20 protein-coding genes are annotated in these 17,406 nt (G+C 59.4%); 10 read left to right on the top strand and 10 right to left on the bottom strand.

The features are described 5' to 3' along the window. The first annotated feature begins 6 nt into the window (after window positions 1–6). The 3 genes from B059_RS0105925 to B059_RS0105915 are packed head-to-tail and all read left to right on the top strand — an operon-like array spanning window position 7 to window position 4,599. Window positions 7–2,700, top strand: a complete 2,694-nt coding sequence (locus B059_RS0105925; RefSeq protein WP_026177338.1) for a 2-oxoglutarate dehydrogenase E1 component — start codon at window positions 7–9, stop codon at window positions 2,698–2,700. Next, window positions 2,690–3,766: a dihydrolipoyllysine-residue succinyltransferase gene (sucB, locus tag B059_RS0105920; RefSeq protein WP_018077327.1), complete on the top strand. Its 1,077-nt coding sequence runs from the start codon at window positions 2,690–2,692 to the stop codon at window positions 3,764–3,766. Before B059_RS0105925 ends, sucB begins: the two co-directional genes overlap by 11 nt. A 2-nt stretch (window positions 3,767–3,768) precedes the next feature. Beyond that, entirely contained in the window at window positions 3,769–4,599 is an 831-nt protein-coding gene (locus tag B059_RS0105915; protein WP_018077326.1) for an ABC transporter ATP-binding protein, read from the top strand. Between the two features lie 55 nt (window positions 4,600–4,654). Here the strand turns inward: B059_RS0105915 and B059_RS0105910 are convergent, their stop codons facing one another. The 10 genes from B059_RS0105910 to B059_RS21210 form a co-directional block, all read right to left on the bottom strand. Beyond that, window positions 4,655–4,999, bottom strand: coding sequence for a hypothetical protein (locus B059_RS0105910; protein WP_018077325.1), 345 nt, complete (start codon window positions 4,997–4,999; stop codon window positions 4,655–4,657). Window positions 5,000–5,036: 37 nt separating this feature from the next. Further along, window positions 5,037–5,435: a VOC family protein gene (locus B059_RS0105905; protein WP_018077324.1), complete on the bottom strand. Its 399-nt coding sequence runs from the start codon at window positions 5,433–5,435 to the stop codon at window positions 5,037–5,039. Window positions 5,436–5,460: 25 nt separating this feature from the next. Further along, the gene (locus B059_RS0105900; protein ID WP_038058221.1) at window positions 5,461–6,075 is read right to left on the bottom strand and encodes an esterase/lipase family protein; all 615 of its coding nucleotides are present in this window, start codon (window positions 6,073–6,075) and stop codon (window positions 5,461–5,463) included. A 180-nt stretch (window positions 6,076–6,255) separates the two neighbouring features. Continuing rightward, window positions 6,256–6,789, bottom strand: coding sequence for a lipocalin family protein (locus tag B059_RS18760; protein WP_051068490.1), 534 nt, complete (start codon window positions 6,787–6,789; stop codon window positions 6,256–6,258). Between the two features lie 154 nt (window positions 6,790–6,943). Continuing rightward, the gene (locus tag B059_RS0105890) at window positions 6,944–7,297 is read right to left on the bottom strand and encodes a DUF488 domain-containing protein (RefSeq protein ID WP_018077321.1); all 354 of its coding nucleotides are present in this window, start codon (window positions 7,295–7,297) and stop codon (window positions 6,944–6,946) included. Window positions 7,298–7,302: 5 nt separating this feature from the next. Next, window positions 7,303–7,683, bottom strand: coding sequence for a DoxX family protein (locus B059_RS0105885; protein ID WP_018077320.1), 381 nt, complete (start codon window positions 7,681–7,683; stop codon window positions 7,303–7,305). A gap of 145 nt (window positions 7,684–7,828) precedes the next feature. Then, entirely contained in the window at window positions 7,829–8,149 is a 321-nt protein-coding gene (gene sugE / locus B059_RS0105880; RefSeq protein ID WP_018077319.1) for a quaternary ammonium compound efflux SMR transporter SugE, read from the bottom strand. 145 nt (window positions 8,150–8,294) lie between these two features. Continuing rightward, window positions 8,295–8,771 carry a cytochrome b gene (locus B059_RS18755; protein ID WP_018077318.1) on the bottom strand — a complete coding sequence of 159 codons (477 nt, stop codon included), beginning with the start codon at window positions 8,769–8,771 and terminating at the stop codon, window positions 8,295–8,297. 354 nt (window positions 8,772–9,125) lie between these two features. Next, window positions 9,126–9,353, bottom strand: coding sequence for an SDR family oxidoreductase (locus B059_RS21215; RefSeq protein WP_272867457.1), 228 nt, complete (start codon window positions 9,351–9,353; stop codon window positions 9,126–9,128). Between the two features lie 129 nt (window positions 9,354–9,482). Continuing rightward, window positions 9,483–9,608, bottom strand: coding sequence for an SDR family NAD(P)-dependent oxidoreductase (locus B059_RS21210; protein ID WP_018077316.1), 126 nt, complete (start codon window positions 9,606–9,608; stop codon window positions 9,483–9,485). Between the two features lie 604 nt (window positions 9,609–10,212). On the opposite strand from B059_RS21210, the gene B059_RS0105860 reads away from it, so the two are divergent. The 7 genes from B059_RS0105860 (at window position 10,213) to B059_RS0105830 (ending at window position 17,406) form a co-directional block, all read left to right on the top strand. Beyond that, complete coding sequence (locus tag B059_RS0105860; RefSeq protein ID WP_026177336.1) at window positions 10,213–11,412, top strand: aromatic ring-hydroxylating oxygenase subunit alpha; 1,200 nt, start codon at window positions 10,213–10,215, stop codon at window positions 11,410–11,412. A gap of 82 nt (window positions 11,413–11,494) precedes the next feature. Continuing rightward, on the top strand, window positions 11,495–11,956 hold the full coding sequence (locus B059_RS0105855; protein WP_026177335.1) for a nuclear transport factor 2 family protein: 462 nt from the start codon (window positions 11,495–11,497) through the stop codon (window positions 11,954–11,956). A gap of 24 nt (window positions 11,957–11,980) precedes the next feature. Further along, complete coding sequence (locus tag B059_RS0105850; protein ID WP_018077313.1) at window positions 11,981–13,021, top strand: 2Fe-2S iron-sulfur cluster-binding protein; 1,041 nt, start codon at window positions 11,981–11,983, stop codon at window positions 13,019–13,021. 10 nt (window positions 13,022–13,031) lie between these two features. Beyond that, window positions 13,032–13,757: a cyclic nucleotide-binding domain-containing protein gene (locus B059_RS0105845; RefSeq protein ID WP_018077312.1), complete on the top strand. Its 726-nt coding sequence runs from the start codon at window positions 13,032–13,034 to the stop codon at window positions 13,755–13,757. A gap of 147 nt (window positions 13,758–13,904) precedes the next feature. Further along, window positions 13,905–15,062, top strand: coding sequence for an ABC transporter substrate-binding protein (locus B059_RS0105840; protein WP_026177334.1), 1,158 nt, complete (start codon window positions 13,905–13,907; stop codon window positions 15,060–15,062). Between the two features lie 158 nt (window positions 15,063–15,220). Further along, window positions 15,221–16,543 carry an ABC transporter permease subunit gene (locus tag B059_RS0105835; protein WP_018077310.1) on the top strand — a complete coding sequence of 441 codons (1,323 nt, stop codon included), beginning with the start codon at window positions 15,221–15,223 and terminating at the stop codon, window positions 16,541–16,543. Beyond that, window positions 16,543–17,406 (top strand): ABC transporter ATP-binding protein, encoded by an 864-nt coding sequence (locus B059_RS0105830; RefSeq protein ID WP_018077309.1) that lies wholly within the window; start codon window positions 16,543–16,545, stop codon window positions 17,404–17,406. Before B059_RS0105835 ends, B059_RS0105830 begins: the two co-directional genes overlap by 1 nt.

Here is a 17,406-nt window from a genome sequence, read left to right as displayed (position 1 = left end):
TTCGACATGAACGAACCCGACTGGCGCCTGACGTCACCGCTTTACGCCGGCAATGCGGCGTATCTGGAGCAGTTCGGCGACGATGCGCTGGCGCCCTGGCTGAACCGGCCGCTGCCGGGCGCAGCCGCCGCATCGGATGCCGCCCAGGTTGCGGTGCTGCGGCTGATCAATGCCTACCGCTTTCTGGGCGTACGCCAAGCCGAGCTGGATCCCCTGCGGCGTTTCGAGCCGCCACCGGATCCCGAACTCGACCCGGCGCACTACGGCCTGACCGAGGCGGATCTGACCCGGGAATTCGAGACCGGATCGCTGTTCGGGGTGGGGCGCACCACTCTGGCCGATATCCTGCAGCGCGTGAACAGTGCCTATTGCGGCCATGTCGGCGTCGAGTACATGCACCTCACCGACGTGGCGCGCAAACGCTGGCTGCAGGAACGCATCGAAAGTGCGCAGGGGCGTTTTGGCGTGTCCACCCAACTCAAGATGCAGTTGCTGAAGCGGCTGACCGATGCCGAGACGCTGGAAAAATTCCTGCATACGCGCCATGTCGGTCAGAAGCGCTTCTCGCTGGAAGGTGGCGAGAGCCTGATCCCGCTGCTCGACCAGGTGATCGCACGCTGCGCGCGCCACGGCGCCAAGGAAATCGTCATGGGCATGGCGCATCGCGGGCGCATCAACGTGCTGGCCAATATCATGGGGCGTCCGCTCGAAAGCCTGTACGAAGAACCGCACAATGGCGACGCAGATTCGCCACTGTCGGGTGACGTCAAATATCACCAAGGCTTTTCCACCGATATTTCCACGCCATACGGACCGGTGCACCTGGCGCTGGCCTTCAATCCCTCGCATCTCGAGATCGTGCATCCGGTGGTGCGCGGCTCGGTGCGCGCACGCCAGGACCGGCGCGGCGACGTGCTCGGCTACGAAGTGGTGCCGGTGATCCTGCACGGCGACGCCGCGCTGTCGGGGCAGGGCGTGGTGATGGAAAGCCTCAACATGTCGCAGACGCGCGGCTTCAGGAACGGCGGCGCAATCCACGTGGTGATCAACAACCAGATCGGCTTCACCACATCCGACCCTCGCGACGTGCGCTCGACGCTGTATTGCACCGACGTGGCGAAAATGGTCGAGGCGCCGGTGCTGCACGTCAACGGCGACGATCCCGAGGCAGTGGCGTTCGCGGTGCAGACCGCGGTCGATTACCGCTATACCTTCCACAAGAACGTCTTTATCGATCTGGTGTGCTACCGTCGCCACGGCCACAACGAGCAGGACGAGCCGCTCGCCACCCAGCCGCTGATGTATCGCCGCATCCATGCGCATCCCAGCACGCGCACCCTGTATGCGCAGCGGCTGGTGGACGAGGGGCTGCTCGACCAGGCGCAGGCCGACGACCTGGTCGATGCCTGCCGTGCGCGGCTGGAACACGGCGAGTCGCTGAGCGCGCCGGCGCTATCCGATTTCAAGCAGACCTATGCTACCCATTGGGAACGCTTCAGAGGCAGCCCCGGCGACGTGCCGACTGCCGTGCCGGCCGCGCGGCTGGATTTTCTGGGCGATCGCATCACCATGCTGCAGCACGAGATCGAGCTGCATTCGCGGGTGCAGAAAGTGCTGGACGACCGCCGCCGCATGCGCGCGGGAACACTGCCGGTGGACTGGGGTTACGCCGAAAACCTGGCCTACGCCAGTTTGCTCGACGCCGGCTACAACGTGCGGGTGTCGGGCCAGGATTCGGCGCGCGGCACGTTTTTCCATCGCCATGCAGTATGGCATGACCAGAAGCGTGAGCGCCGCCAGAGCGGTGTCTATATCCCGCTTGAGCATATCCACAACCAGCAGGGCAATTTCACCATCATCGATTCGCTGCTGTCGGAAGAAGCCGTGCTGGCGTTCGAATACGGCTACGCCACTGCCGATCCCGACACGCTGGTGGTATGGGAGGCGCAGTTCGGCGATTTCGCCAACGGTGCACAGGTGGTGATCGACCAGTTCATCACCAGCGGCGAGGCCAAGTGGGGGCGTTTGTGCGGCCTCACGCTGCTGTTGCCGCACGGCTTCGAGGGGCAGGGACCGGAACATTCGTCGGCCCGCCTCGAACGCTATCTGCAACTGTGCGCGCAGGACAATATCCAGGTGTGCGTGCCGACGCTGCCGGCGCAGCTGTTCCATCTGCTGCGGCGGCAGATCGTGCGCCCGCTGAGAAAACCGCTGGTCATCATGAGTCCGAAGAGCCTGTTGCGCCATCCGGCCTCCACCTCATCGCTGGCGGATCTGAGTAGCGGCACGTTCCTGCCCGTGATCGACGATCCGCGCGCGCCGCGCGATTGCAAACGCGTGCTGGCGTGCAGCGGGCGGATATGGTTCGACCTCGAAGCGGCGCGTGTCGCGCGCGGGTTGGACGATATTGCGCTGGTGCGCATCGAGCAGCTCTATCCTTTTCCCGAAGCCGAATTCCGCGCCGTGCTGAAGGCCTATCCGCAAGCCGACACCTTCGTCTGGGCACAGGAAGAACCGATGAACCAGGGCGCGTGGTTCCAGACCTTGCACCACCTCAACCACTGCGCGCCGGGCGGCCGGCGCTTCAATTACGCCGGCCGCCCGGCAGCCGCCGCGCCGGCATCGGGTTATGTCTCGCGCCACCGGGCGGAACTGGACGCGCTACTGAACGACGCGCTGGAGACTTCGTATGAAAATTGACGTGCGTGTGCCGACCCTGTCCGATTCGGTCGCCAGCGGCACCCTGCTGCCGTGGCGCAAACAGGTGGGCGAGATGGTGGCGCGCGACGAAACCCTGGTCGATCTGGAAACCGACAAGGTGATTCTGGAAATCCCCGCGCCGGTGTCAGGCACGCTGCTCGAACTGCGCCGGGAGGAGGGCGCGGTAGTGAAGGCCGACGAGGTGGTGGCGGTGATCGAGACCGGCGAGAACGGTGGGGCCGGCGTTGCCGCTGCGAAGCCTGCGCCAGCCGCGCCGGCAACCGTCGTGCCGGCACCCGCTGCAAGCCCGGTGCAGCCCCCCAGCACGCCGCTGCCTGCCGCCCCGGCAGCGGCGTCCTCCGCGCCAGGCGAAAGCCGCCGCGAACCGCTGTCGCGTCTGCGCCTGCGCGTCGCTGAGCGCCTGGTCGCGGCGCAGCATACCGCCGCCATGCTCACCACCTTCAACGAGGTGAACATGCAGCCGGTGAACGAACTGCGCCAGCGCTTCAAGGCCGAGTTCGAAGTGAAACACGGCGTCAAGCTCGGCTACATGTCGTTCTTCGTGCGTGCGGTATGTCGCGCGCTCGAGCAGTTCCCGCTCGTCAACGCCGCCATCGACGGCAATGACATCGTGTGGCATGGCGACGTCGACATCGGCATCGCCATTTCCAGCCCGCGTGGGCTGGTGGTGCCGATCCTGCGCCGCGCGCAGACGCTGTCGCCGGCCGCGATCGAGGCCGCGATCGCCGACTTCGCCCGCCGCGCGCGCGAGTCCAGGCTTACCCTCGAAGAGCTGTCGGGCGGCACCTTTTCCATCACCAACGGCGGCGTGTTCGGTTCGCTGCTGTCGACGCCCATCCTCAATCCGCCGCAGTCGGCCATCCTCGGCATGCACACCATCCAGGAACGCCCGGTCGCCGAGAGCGGCCAGGTGGTGATCCGCCCGATGATGTATCTGGCGCTGACCTACGATCACCGGCTGATCGACGGCCGCGACGCGGTGCAGTTCCTGGTGGCGGTGAAGGCCGCGCTGGAAGCGCCGGAAGCACTGTTGAGCGAAATCTGACCATGCCGCCCCTGCAAGAGAACAACACGGACACGCTGGTCGAGATCCGCGACCTGCATTTCTCGTATGAAAACAATCGGGTGTTGAAGGGGATCAATCTCGCTATCCCGCGCGGCAAGGTCGTCGCCATCCTCGGCGTCAGCGGCTGCGGCAAGACCACGCTGCTGCGCCACGTGGGCGGCCAGCTCAGGCCGTCGCGCGGCAGCGTGGCATTCGACGGCCAGATGGTGCACGAACTGAACAATGCCGACCTCTACGCGATGCGGCGCAAGATGGGGATGATGTTCCAGGTCAGCGGGCTGTTCAGCGACCTGTCGGTGTTCGACAACATCGCCTATCCGATGCGCGAACACACCGACCTGCCGGAAGAGGCGATCCACGATCTTGTCCTGATGAAGCTGCATGCCGTCGGCCTGCGCGGCGCCCATGCCCTGCGCACCGGCGAACTGTCGGGCGGCATGGAGCGCCGTGTGGCGCTGGCACGGGCGATCGCGCTCGATCCCATGCTGATCATGTACGACGAGCCCTTCGCCGGCCTCGACCCGATCTCGCTCAACACCATCGCCAACCTGATCCGGCGCCTCAACGATGCGCTCGGGCTGACGTCGGTCGTGGTGACCTACGATGTTTCGGAATCGCTGAAGGTCGCCGACTACGTCTATTTCATCCACGACGGCGTGGTGGTGGCCGAGGGCAACGCCGCCGAGATGGCCGGTTCCATCGACCCCTTCGTGTACCAGTTCGTGCATGCGAAACCCGACGGACCGGTTGCCTTCCAGTACCCGAGCCGGCCGTATCCGGAAGAGCTGGAAATCAGGCCTGCCGCGCCCTAGCGCGGCGCCATCGCGTCCAGCCCCCGCTGTCTGCGGCTAGCCGCCGCTGCACCGCTTATTCATCCAGCAGTACCACCGTGGCGCTGGCCGTCGCCGGATCGATATCGAACTGCACCACGCAGTATTCTGTCTGTTCGTCGATGGGCGTGGGATCGTCCGCGCAACTGCAGCCGGCAATCACTCCCGTATAAAAAATCCCCGCCTTGACGCGAATCAGGCCGGATTCTTCGCGCATGCTGATCGGCATCGCCTGGAAAGGCCGCTCCGTGACGTGGCTGCTGATGGCCAGGCCCTGTTGCAGCGGCAGTTGCACGGCATCCAGCTGTTCGATTTCCTGCTTGAGAACAGCCTCGAACCCGGGTGTTCCCCAGGCATGTAATGAATCGGGCAAGTGGATCATGGATAGGGCTCCTTATGCGGTTGAGACGCCAGGTCATTCAGACATGCGGATAGTCTGGATTATGCGCAATCTCCCAGACAAATCCATCCGGGTCGGTGAAATAGCCGGAGTAGCCTCCCCAGTCCGTCGGCTGTCCGGGCCGGGTGACGGTGCCGCCGCAGGCGGCAACCCGGGCAAGCAGCGCATCCACTTCCGCCGGCGAGCGAACGTTATGCGCCAGCGCGAAGCCGCGAAAACCCGAGCCTTCCGCTGCGAGGCCGGCATCGGCGGCCAGGCTTTCCCGTGACCAGAGCGCAAGCCAGGTTTTCCCGAGTTCGAAGAACGTCACCGACGGCGGCGTCTCCAGCCGTGGCAGGCCAAGACACTCCTGGTAGAAGCGGGTGGCGCGCTCGAGATCGGCCACGCCGAGGGTGATGAGACTGATGCGTGGTTCCATGGTGTTCTCCCATGCGAGTGTGCGGTCAGGCCAGCGGTTTCAGGAAATCAACCATGTCGTCGAAAACCTGCTTCGAGTTCATGATGAAGGTGTGGGTGGAAGGCACCTTGACCGATTCCGTCTCGAAGCTGCCGGTGGCTTCGGACACGCCGAGAATGCAGTCGCTGGCTTCCATGCCGAACGGCAGCCAGGGCGCGCGCGGGCAGCCGACGCCCGCATAGATCCGGGTCGGCACCGACGGCATCGGCAATTGCTGCATGAACGATTCGAGCGCCAGCAGCTGGCCCATTTCGCCCGTCAGCCATCGATAGAGACGGAAGCGGGAAAAAAACCGGGCGGCCCTGCAGGCAACCAGCGGTGGCGCCAGGAAAAAACAGGCGGATGGCGCCCGGTTTTCCAGCTGGCCGAGCACTGTCCGGATGATCACCGTCCCCAGCGAATGCCCCACCAGCGCGTAGTTCCCGCTGTCGACCCGGCGATCGATCAGCTTCACCAGGCGCGCGACCGTCCCCTGCAGGGTTTCAAATGCGGGAACGTAGCCAAACAGCAAGGGATTGTGGCCGGCGCGCCGTAATCGCCGGCGCAGCCGCGCCATCGAGAGGGGGGTTCTGCCCATTCCATGAATTAAAACCAGGTCCATGCGTCGGCGAAAAGCACTTTGTGGGTTGCAGAAGAAGCGGAACAAGGTCCGGCCGGCTTTCCCTGCCATGCTCGGCGATGGCATCCAGCGGGGGCGCGGCGGTGTCGGCCTGAACGGCGCGCAGCATGACGGAGGGTTTGACGATGGGATGTCGCGCCTGTTCTCTTTTCCGTCGATGCCTCATTCCCCGCTGGCTGGCGCCATAGGCGTCAATGCACCTCCGGTGTGCGGGGTTCTCAGGAACGCCTGCCGATCGAACCCAAGCGCTGCGGCCCGATTCAACAAGGCTTCCAGCGTCGCCTCGTCGAGCTTCGGCTGCCTCGACAATATCCATGCGTATTTTCGGCCGGGTTCGCCGACCAGCACCCAGCGGTAGCCCGGATCGAGCGCCAGGATCCAGTAGTCGCCATAGAAGGGACGGAAGAAACTGACCCGCAGCTTGGTGCCATGGCTGCCCGCCACGACCCTGGCGATTCCGTCGGCCTGCTTGATCGTGCTGTCTGCCGTGCGGCAGCGATTCACCACTGCCACCTCTTTTCCTTTCGGACGGTACAGCGCCTGGGTATCCGATGCGCACATCGCCTGAAAGCTGTTGGGCAGGCGCGCAATCTCGTACCAGGTGCCGTAATAGCGCTCCAGGTCGACAGCCTGAACCGTTGGAAGCGGAGGCCGGGGGGGGGGTGGAGCATGCCGCCAGCAAAACGGCGGCGCCAAGGCTGGCGAGGTAAACGGGATTTTTCATGGTCCGATGCCTGAGGCGAGTGCCGGCCTGCGTGCCGCCATGCTCGATCTGTAATTTGATAAATTGGATGACCCCATTGACCGCCCAAGGCGCGGAGCGTTCCGGGCGCGGGGATGACGGATTGCGCTAGCGGCCACGGGCAAGAACGATGGCTTTCAGGGCCACCGCGTCGTTGAAGCGCTCTTCCTTTGCGCCGAACAGCAATGTCACGGGGCGCGTGCCGGCCAGTTCGGCCAGCTGCGCCAGCGCCGCCGGCTGCTGGCGCAGCTCCTGCCGGTAGCGCTGCCTGAATTCGTCCCACTTTGCAGGTTCGTGATTGAACCACTTGCGCAGCTCGGTGCTGGGCGCAAGCTCCTTCAGCCATAGATCGACGCGGGCCTTTTCGCGGCTGAGGCCGCGCGGCCACAGGCGGTCGACCAGAACCCTCGCGCCGTCCTCCGGCGACGGGGATGCATAGACACGCTTGACGCGAAGGTCCATCCGCGTCACCCGCCGCGTTTCGCATCCACGCTGAATGCGCCGGCACCGTGGACGTAGAGCATCAGCAGACCGCCTCCCATGGCAAGGTTCTTCATGAACATGATCGTCTGGGTCTGGTCACCGAAGTTGGCGTGGAAGAGCAGGGCTGAAACAATGCTGAACGCTGCCAGCGCAAGCGCAGCCCAGCGCGTGAGAAAGCCTGCGATCAACGCCAGGCCGCCGCCGATTTCCAGTGCGATGACCAGCGGCAGCAGCATGCCGGGCAGTCCCATGGCCTCCATATAGCCCTGCGTTCCGATGTAGCCGGCGCCGAGTTTGCCTAGCCCGGAGATGAGGAAAATGTGTGCGAGAAGAATCCGTGCGAGCAGCGTGATTGCATTGTTCATGAAACCTCCCGGGTTGAAAAAGACGCCGCCGGACCGCCGCCCGCCCGAGGCGGCGGGCCAGCACCCTCCCAACCACTATAGTCACTCCGCAGGCAAGCGCGCATCTGCGCAAATCGAGCCGCGGCCCCGGGGCAGCCTCGCACGGTCAGGCAGGCGTTGCCAGCTTCAACCCGACAATGCCGGCCACGATCAGCCCAAGGCTGAAAATTCGCGCCGCGTTCACCGCTTCGCCAAGCAGCACGATGCCGAGCAAGGCCGTGCCGACAGCACCCACGCCAACCCAGACGGCATACGCCGTGCCAACCGGCAGCGAACGCATCGCGATGCCGAGCAAGGCCAGGCTCGCCACCATTGCCGCCACGGTTCCAAGGGTTGGCCAGAAACGCGTAAAACCGTCGGTGTATTTCAAGCCGATTGCCCAGCCGATCTCGAGCAGTCCTGCGACAAACAAAATTACCCAGTTCATTTAACGAATCTCCTTTTGCAGCTGGGCCGTCCCATGGTCGAAGTGAGCGTGTGAGGTCGTCCCCACGTCGCAGATGGCAGCGTCCTGCTTCACGGATGCTGCCCGTGGCGGCCGCAGAGCGGATGAAAATGCCCGGTACCCGGGCTCAAGGCAGCATGCGGCGCAGCACGTCGTCTCGCTTGACGTAATGATGGAAGAGGGCGGCGCCGGCATGGAGCAGAACCAGAACCCAGACCAGATACGCGCCGGAATTCTTGTGCACAAAGTCGACCGGTTTTTCGAATGTTTCCCAGGCCACGCCGAGCGACTTGAAGAGTCCGGTGTCCTTGAAGCTCGGAATGTCGCCCAGCCCCATGAACTCGATCGCAACCCCGCATCCCAGATAGCCGCTGATGGGCATGACGATCATGAACAGGTACAGCGCGCGATGCATCCCGTGCGATGCGAGGTGCTCGAAACGGGTGCCGGGCGGGTCGTCCGGCTGGATGCTGTGGAAGAACCAGAACACGCGCGCCACGACCAGCGCGGCGACGGCAACGCCCGCGACCAGATGCGTTTGCAGGGCGAGCCAGTTGGTGGGTGTTTTCGGCAGTGTAAACCAGTGCCGGTAGTAGACCGCCACGTAGCAGACCAGGAACGAAGGGCAATGCTCCAGTGCAAGGCCTGGGCGACCGATCCGTAGCGTTCGCTGCTATTCGTCCACGACCGCCATTGCCCGTCGTTTGTCTGTACTGCGCTTGCCGGCGCCATGCTTGAAAGCGATTTCTTCGCCATGATCCGGTGACACTCCAAAAACCCGTAACGCAAAGTATATCCAACAAGAAATGACGGTTTCGCGCCGTCGCTTCGCCCGTGCCTCGACAGTCGGTGGCGAGTTCGCGCTCAGGCGCGCACGTCTGAACAAGCCGGGTCGCGCAGCGGCTCCGGTTTGATCGATTGTTGGCGCTCAGGCCGGACGGCATCTGCATCGGGCCACTCAATGCGCGGTCTGGCCGCCATCGATAATGAAGGTTCCGGTTGCGAACGTCGTCATGGGAGAACACAGATAAAGTACTGTGCCGGCGATTTCCTCGGGCGCCGCGGCCCTTCCCATCAGCGGCCCGCTCAATACGGCGCCTCGCATGACGGGATCATCCAGCCAGCGCCTTGTCATCGGTGTTTCCACGAGGCCCGGAGCCAGAGCATTGTTGAAGGCGCAATGCAAGCCGCCAAAGGCAGCGACGGTTTTCTCGACGAGCGCGCACGTCCGACGAATCTGCGACGTTCATTTGAATGAACAAGCCTGCGTCGCCAGCGGCCTTTATCAGTTCGATCGTCTCGCCACCGGCGTCGCTCACGTCCCCACGACGACCTTCGCGCCGCGTGTGGCGAAAGCGAGCGCCGTGGGCCGGCCAATGCCTGTGCTGCCACCAGTGATCAGGACGACTTTGCCATCGAAATTCAAGAGTGGGTCGGTCATTGGATTCTCCTGAAACTGAGTTGTTATCGACTCGGGAATTGAAGGGTGGTCCGCTTCCGGGTTGCCCCTCCCGAATGCAGGCTTGGGCATAAGCGGCATAGTGCAACGATGAAAGACGTGTGTTTCATTTGTTCGATGCCTCTGCCCGCTCCACCTGCGATTGACGATGGGTAGCGAGTGCTGCAGATACAAGCGCTTCCATCCTTTACTTGAACCCTTGAGAAATTTCGCATGTCGGGGTCGATGCCCTCCCAGATGCAGTTGTGCGGACGGCAAGGCTGAGTGTTGCCTGCTGACAGGAATGTACCGGCAGAAAATAGGCGGATTCTAATATGGGCGGCGTATTCAGGGCTTTCTATGCTGCGTAATGTGACAAATCTGACGCAGAGTGTTTCAGGTGACACGTTAAACGATACAAGGAAACGGATGTTGCGAAATGGGGGCAATTGAGCGGGTGTTCGGGTTTTTCATTGTGACAGCCGTGATACCGCGATATTACGTATTGTCTCTAGGGTCATGCCCCGATTTGTTTAATCTGGCACGGCCTATGCTTAACCATACACAGAAAATGTTTTTACCTTGCCCAACTCGATAGGAGACAAGAATGTCACGTAACGAAATTGCATGGAAAGAGCAGCCGAAGTTCCCGTCTACTCATTTCGTGGATACCAGGATTTACACAGACGAGCAGATTTTCCGCGAGGAGCAGGAAAAGATTTTCAATAAATGCTGGATCATCGGCTGCCACGAATCGGAACTGCCGAACGCCTACGATTACCGGACTTTCAGTCATCCGGGCGGGGCAAAGCTTTTTATGATTCGCGGCGAAGATATGAAGGTGCGAGCCTTCTATAATATCTGTCCGCATCGTGGCAATACGCTCCTTTACGATCCTGTTGGAAACACCAAGCGTGTCACGTGCATTTTCCATGCCTGGTCGTTCAACGCGCAGGGGGATTGCATTGACATCCCCCGCAGCAAGGAAGGTTACCAGGATCGCTATAGCAGCAAGGACGCTGGCCTGCGTGAAGTGAAAAGCGAAGTCGGCTTCGGCGGTTTTGTCTGGGTAAACGTGGACGATAACAGCGGCACGCTCAAGGAGTATATCGGCGATGCGCTCGGCATGATGGAGGAAAACCTTAGCCAGCCTCTGGAGGTTTTTACCTATCACAAGGCAATCGTCAATACGAATTACAAGTTGTGGCATGACACGAACAGCGAGTTCTACCACGACTATATGCATTACTTCAACCGTATCACGGGGATGATGCAGCCAGGCTATTTCGATCGCAAGTACAAAGGCTATCCGGGCGGCCATGCATCAGTGGGCTCGATGGAGATTAAATACGATGCCTATGCAGGCAGCCAGGAGCGCGCCGTGGGCTGGCCGGGTCTGGCGCCGGGCGGCTGGGTGCTGATCGACCTTTTCCCTGGAATGACCTTCAACCTCCGCACATCGGTGCTGCGTATGGACACGGCTATCCCGCTGGGGCCGGACAAGCTGATCATCGAATTCCGCGGTCTCGGCTTGAAGAGCGACACCCCGGAGCAGCGTGCCGAGCGGGTGCGTGACCACAATACGATTTGGGGACCGTTCGGTCGTAACTTGCATGAAGACCTGCTGGGCGTGCACGGCCAGGGGCTGGCCATGCGCGAAAAGAGCGACAGCAAATGGGTCCTGCATGGTCGCGAAGAAAACTCGACGATCCATGACGAGGTTGGGATGCGGCACTTCTATGCTGAGTGGGGCAAGCGCATGGGACGCCCGGCATACGACCCCTTCGGCGACAACAAGTTGGGTTGAGCAATAGTTGATGGCTGCCGTGCTACGAACATGACGACAGCCATCTGCAGGCTTTCATTACTTCAATAAGAGGAGTACTGGTGTGGCATCAAAACAATCAATTGATGAACTGATTTATCGATCTGGCCTTGTAATGGACAGCAAGGACTTTGCTGGATTTCTTGACTTGTGCGACCCGGCATTTCGTTATGCCATTACTGCTTATATCCCGGAAATCCGCAAGGAAATGACCTGGCTTGAGCAGGACAAGGAAGGTATGAAGCTTTTATTCGACAATCTGCCTAGGCACAACAGTGATCATTCGCCATTAAGCCGTCACATCACGGTGTGTATCGTCGACCAGGACGAAGCCAAGCAACAGGCAAAAACGATCAGCACGCTACAGGTCTTCAAGACTTCGCTTGACGGCGGCGCGACCGAACTGTTCGCGGTGGGGAAAATCTACGACACCGTCGCATTGAATGGAGACGCGCCAAAATTGCTGGACCGGAATATTCGTCTCGATACGCGGATGCTTGGTGCCGGCTATCACATTCCGTTTTAATGGCCTTAGTGGACTGACAACACTATGAAAATCCAGATCAACGCCCGAAACCGCGCACATAATTTCAATGTGGCCGAGGGAGAGAAAATACTCTACGCCGGGTTGGGCGGTGATATTGACCTGCCTTATGAATGTGCTAGCGGGACATGCGGGACATGCAAGGCGCGGCTGATCTCCGGGGAGATTGTCGATGCCTGGCCTGAAGCGCCCGGACGCAAATATCTGAAGGGCGAAGACGAGTTTCTGATGTGTCAGTGCATGGCCAAGACTGATGCCACAATCGCGGTAGAAAGCTTTGTCCAGACCGTGGAAAAGTCGGGTGTCAGCGTGCCCGCTGCATTGAGTGGGCATATCAGCTCGGCGAGGCTGTTGACGCCCGACGTGATGCATCTCCAGATCAAGCTGGGCCAGCCGATGGAATTTGATGCCGGCCAGTTTGTGATGGTCCAGGTGCCAGGCATAGCGGGCTTTCGCGGCTGGTCAATTGTGAACTACCAGCGCGAGGCGGAAATCCTTGAGTTCGTTGTCAAGAAAAAGCCTGGCGGCGGGATATCCGAATGGCTGTTCAACAACCAGTGCGAGGGGGTGGCGGTCGAGTTGTTCGGTCCTCTTGGGCATGCGACGTTTTACCCCGCTCTGGCTAAAAACATACTGTGTATCGCTGGCGGCAGCGGCATTGCAGGGATGATGTCCATTCTGTCCCGTGCCGCGCAGGATGGCTATTTTTCCCAATATAGAGGCGATGTGTTCTTCGGTGTGCAGACGCTGAAGGATGCCTTTTTGCTCCAGGAACTCTCCCAGTTGCGCGCCCAGTGCGGCGACAAGCTGAGTGTGACCATAGCCCTCTCAAAAGAAGAGCCCCCCGGTTCTGCCCTGAGTGACTACCCGCAGCTGAAGTTTGATACGGGTTATGTGCACGAGGTGGCGGGACGCCAAATGCAGGGCAATTATCAGGACGTCAGAGCCTATCTTGCCGGACCGCCGCCGATGGTCGATGCGGCCGTCCGGATATTGCTTATGGCGAGAGTGACCACCGATAACATTTGTTATGACAAATTCAGTTAGGAATGGCGGAATGAGCAAGATACGCGTATGTAATACGGCCGAAATTCCCAGCAATGGGATGAAGGAATATGACATCGAAGGCGGGCTCAAGGTCTTGATAGCCAACGCAGGCGACCGCTATTACGCCTATCAAGGCATTTGTCCTCACCAGGATGTCAATCTGGGCGAAGGATATTACGATGGCGCAGTACTTACCTGCCACCAGCATTTATGGCAGTGGGATATTGCCACTGGAAAGGAGATAGGCCTCGCCGAAGCTCCGCTTGAGAAATACGAAGTCCAGGTTGAGGATGGCGAGATATTTGTAGTGCAATCCAGCGCACTGAAGGTAGCACAGTTGTTCATGGATATTTCCGACGCCACGCTGCAGCAGCTCGATCAGCTTGCGCGCCGTGAAAAATATGAAAGTGGCAGCACCCTCTACAACATCGGCGATCCCACCGATGATCTTTATATTCTCGAGTCGGGCCGCGTTGAGTTTCTGATTGGCCGCGATGGCACCAGCCCAGCCGGTTTTGTCTTGCGCAAGGGAGAAGTATTCGGCTGGGCAGCGTTACTCGAGAATCAACCGCGGCGCATTGCAAAATCCACCTGCCTGGAAGATTCGGTTCTGTTGCGGCTGAATGGTGAGGAAGCCTTGAAAGTCCTCGAATCCGATCCGGCATCAGGGTATTTCGTCATGCGCAAGCTTTCGACGCTGATCACTCGGCATCTAGCCTCTCCAGGAGAAAAATAGCCCAAGTCCATTAATGCATTAATAGCGGGATGAGCACCAATATCTTGCTTTGTACAGCATGTGAATTCGTACCGATATGAAAGAGTAATCGATGTTGATTACGGCCCGTATCAAGGATCAGTGTCTAACAATGAGGAGATTTTCATCATGACTTGTCTTAAGAATTGGTTTGACCGCCGTACTTATCGTGCATTACCAGCTTTAGCCGCGACCTTTAGTCTTGCCGTTGGCAGCGCGTTTTCCGCCTACGCGGCTGATCTCAACTATGGCAAGGTGGGGGACCCCGTTCACCTGACCATCGGCTACCAACCTTACTACACAGAGTCGTGGTCTGGCGTGGTGATGCAGCCCATGAAGTTTTATGAGAAATACCTGCCCAAGGGATCCACCGTGAAGTTCTCGATCGGCTTGCAGGGCGCCGTTATCGTCAATGCGATGCTCGCAGGCAAGCAGGATATCGGCTACATGGGCGACATGCCGGCTATTGTCTCCACCACAAAAGAGCGGGTCGCGGATCTTCGCATTGTTGCGTCGCCGGGTTTAGGTGTCGATCAGTGCAATATTTTTCTTGCCAAGAAAGACGCCCCCAACTTCGCCAATCAGGACGAGGCCCTCAAGTGGCTGAATGGGAAGCGGGTGGCTGTGCCCAAGGGTTCCTGTACGGATCGCTTTGCGCAAGAAGTGTTCAAGAAGAAGGGGATCAAGCCGGCAGCCTATCTGAACCAGAACATTGAGGTCATTACCAGTGGTTTCCGGGCGGGCAAGATCGATGCTGCGGTTATATGGGAACCCACTGCGTCGCGTCTGGTGCTGGAAGGTCTTGCCAAGCGCATCGCGTCGGGTACGTCCATCAATGAGCATGATGGCGCGTTCATTGTCATGCGCAATGACCTCATCACGCAGCGCCCGGATGTGGTCAAGGCATGGCTGAATGCCGAGCTCGATGCCCAGTTGTACATGGCGGACCCGAAAAATGCAGGAAAGATTGTTGAGGCGGTGGAATCACAAACCACAGGCTTCACCCAGCATGTTCTGTGGACATCCCTGTATGGCTCTTATCCGGCCGCCCAGGGGGGTACCTCGGAACGGGTTCAGCTGCCATTTGCGATCACACCCGATGCCTCGCAACTGATTAAAAAAGCGGCAACCTTTCTTTATGAAGTGAAGAGCATTCATACGCCTACTTTGCGGGCGGAAGCGGTCATGCCGCAATTCGCCGAAGCAATATTGAAAGAGCGCGGATTGAAAGCCCCGGTTGGCGCGGTTAAGGCTATGCCGGATTCGGCCTACACAGGCAAAAAGTAACACTTCAACCTATTCAATCAAGACTGCCCCAGCCGTGTGCATGACTCAGGCACGGCTGGCGGGATCTTGACGTCTGCAGTGCACGGGCGCCAGCTTCTCCAACGCCCCGAACTCAGCCAGAAGGATGCCACAAGGAATGATGCCACAAGGAATATTTTATGGAAATTGACCAGACTGTAGCCTTACTGAAGCGATCCATGCCGTTCCAGACGGTACCGAACGATGTGCTCGAAGCAATCGCCAAGCTTGCCAGGTATGAGTCTTATGCCCGTGGGGACGTGATCTATCACCAGGGTGATTTCGCTGACGATGTTTATATCGTGTCTTCAGGTGCCGTGCAGCACACACTCGGGATTGGCTTTCAGGCGATACATCCGGAAAAAATCCTGCATAGCGGCGATGTGTTTGGTTGGGCCGCCGTGCTCGAGAATCAGCGCAGCCGTCTGGCGAAGACCGTCTGCTTGGAACGGACTGAACTGATCCGGATCAACGGCGAGGAGCTGATCAATCTGTTCAAGGCTTCGCCCGAGACAGGCGATATTGTCATGAGTCGCTTCGCGACCATGATCAATAAGGAATACACCCTGCCTGAAGAAGTGGCGGGTCATGTACCGCATTTCACGCAGGTGCCCGTCACCGTGGCAACCGGCTTGACCCTGACGATGTTTCGCCTGTCGCAGTGGTTGAAAAGTCCAAAGCCCTATCTGATGCTCACGGGATTCGGAATCCTGCTGGCTACCTGGTACTTCACAGTAGAAGTCTGGAAATTGCCCAGGTTTGTAGACATGCCGGGGTTGACCGAGGTGTTTAAAGAATGGTTCAGCAAAGACCCTATCTACGGCTTGTCGATCTATACGCCTGAGTATTACCAGCATATCTGGGTCAGCGTTCGCCGAATCCTGATCGCCTTTTTTCTTGCCACGGTCCTTGGCGTACCACTTGGATTGTTTTTGGGCTGGTCCAAGACGTTCCGCGAGTATGTCTTCCCTGTCTTTGAAACACTGCGTCCCATTCCTATTCTGGCTTGGGTGCCCCTGGCAATCCTGATGTTCCAGGGCTCGGAAACGCCGGTCATCTTCCTTACTTTCCTTGCGTCTTTCTATGCCACCGCGCTGAATACCATGCTTGGCGTCGAAACCATCGACGAATCCTACAGCCGGGCGGCCGCCTGTCTCGGTGCAAGCAAGTGGCAAACCTTCAAGGAAGTGATCGTGCCGGGTGCCATGCCATTCATCTTTACGGGACTGCAAATATCAATCGGCGTTGCCTGGTTCTCTCTGGTGGCCGGGGAAATGGTGTCTGGCGAATTCGGGCTGGGTTATGTGATCAATACGTCTTATACGATGGTTCGCTACCCAACCATCGTGATCGGCATGATCACTCTTGGCATAGTTGGTTACGTCTCCAGCGCACTCGTGCGTGTGGCGGGTGATTACATGATGCAGTGGCGGGTTCGTGAACTTGCCTTGGGAGGTCGTTGATGAGCGCTGTATTGCAACAAGCCGGGAAGGCTGAAAAAGGTGTGCTGAAAGGTGCGATCCGGATCGAGGACGTAGTCAAGATCTATGATCCGGATGGCGCTGCGGTGATGGCTGTGGATCATTGTTCGCTTGATATCCCGGCCGGTGAAATATGCATGATCGTCGGGCCATCCGGCTGTGGGAAGACCACATTGCTGAATGCGATTGCGGGATTCCACAGCATCACCTCGGGCAGTATTTACCTTGATGATGAGCTCTTGTGCGGACCCGGGAAGCCTATGGCACAGCCAGGCTCGGATCGCATTGTGGTGTTTCAGAACGGGGCACTGTTTCCATGGAAATCCAACCTGGACAACGTCGCTTTTGGCCTCATGATGCAAGGCAAGCTGGGCAAAAAGGAAATCTACGACAAAGCTCGCAGCATGATGGCGGATGCGGGCTTAAGCGGCACCGAACACAATTTCCCCGGTGAAGTTTCCTCGGGCTTGCGCCGCCGTGTAGAAATTGTCCGGGCCCTGATGAATGAGCCCAAGGTCTTGCTGTTCGACGAACCCTATCGGGCACTCGACTCGCTTACCAAATCGGTGATGCATGAGGCTTTACTGGAAATTTACTACAAGAACAAGGTCACTATCTTCTTTATCACCCACGATCTGGAAGAAGCGATTTTTCTTGGGCATCGACTTGTCATCATGACCTCGCGTCCCTGCAAGCCGAAGAAAATCATCGACGTTGATATTCCTCACCCCCGCGACTACAGCGTGCTGACCAGTACGCGGTATCGCCAGCTGATGGATGAAACCGTAGAGCTCGTACATGAAGAGGCCAAGAAGGCTTTTTCGGCCGGCGAAAAAGAAGGGTAG

It is taken from the genome of Thiobacillus denitrificans DSM 12475 (assembly GCF_000376425.1).
GTDB lineage: Bacteria > Pseudomonadota > Gammaproteobacteria > Burkholderiales > Thiobacillaceae > Thiobacillus > Thiobacillus denitrificans.
Note: the sequence above shows the minus strand (reverse complement) of the source record. Positions and strands in the feature narration are given on the sequence as shown.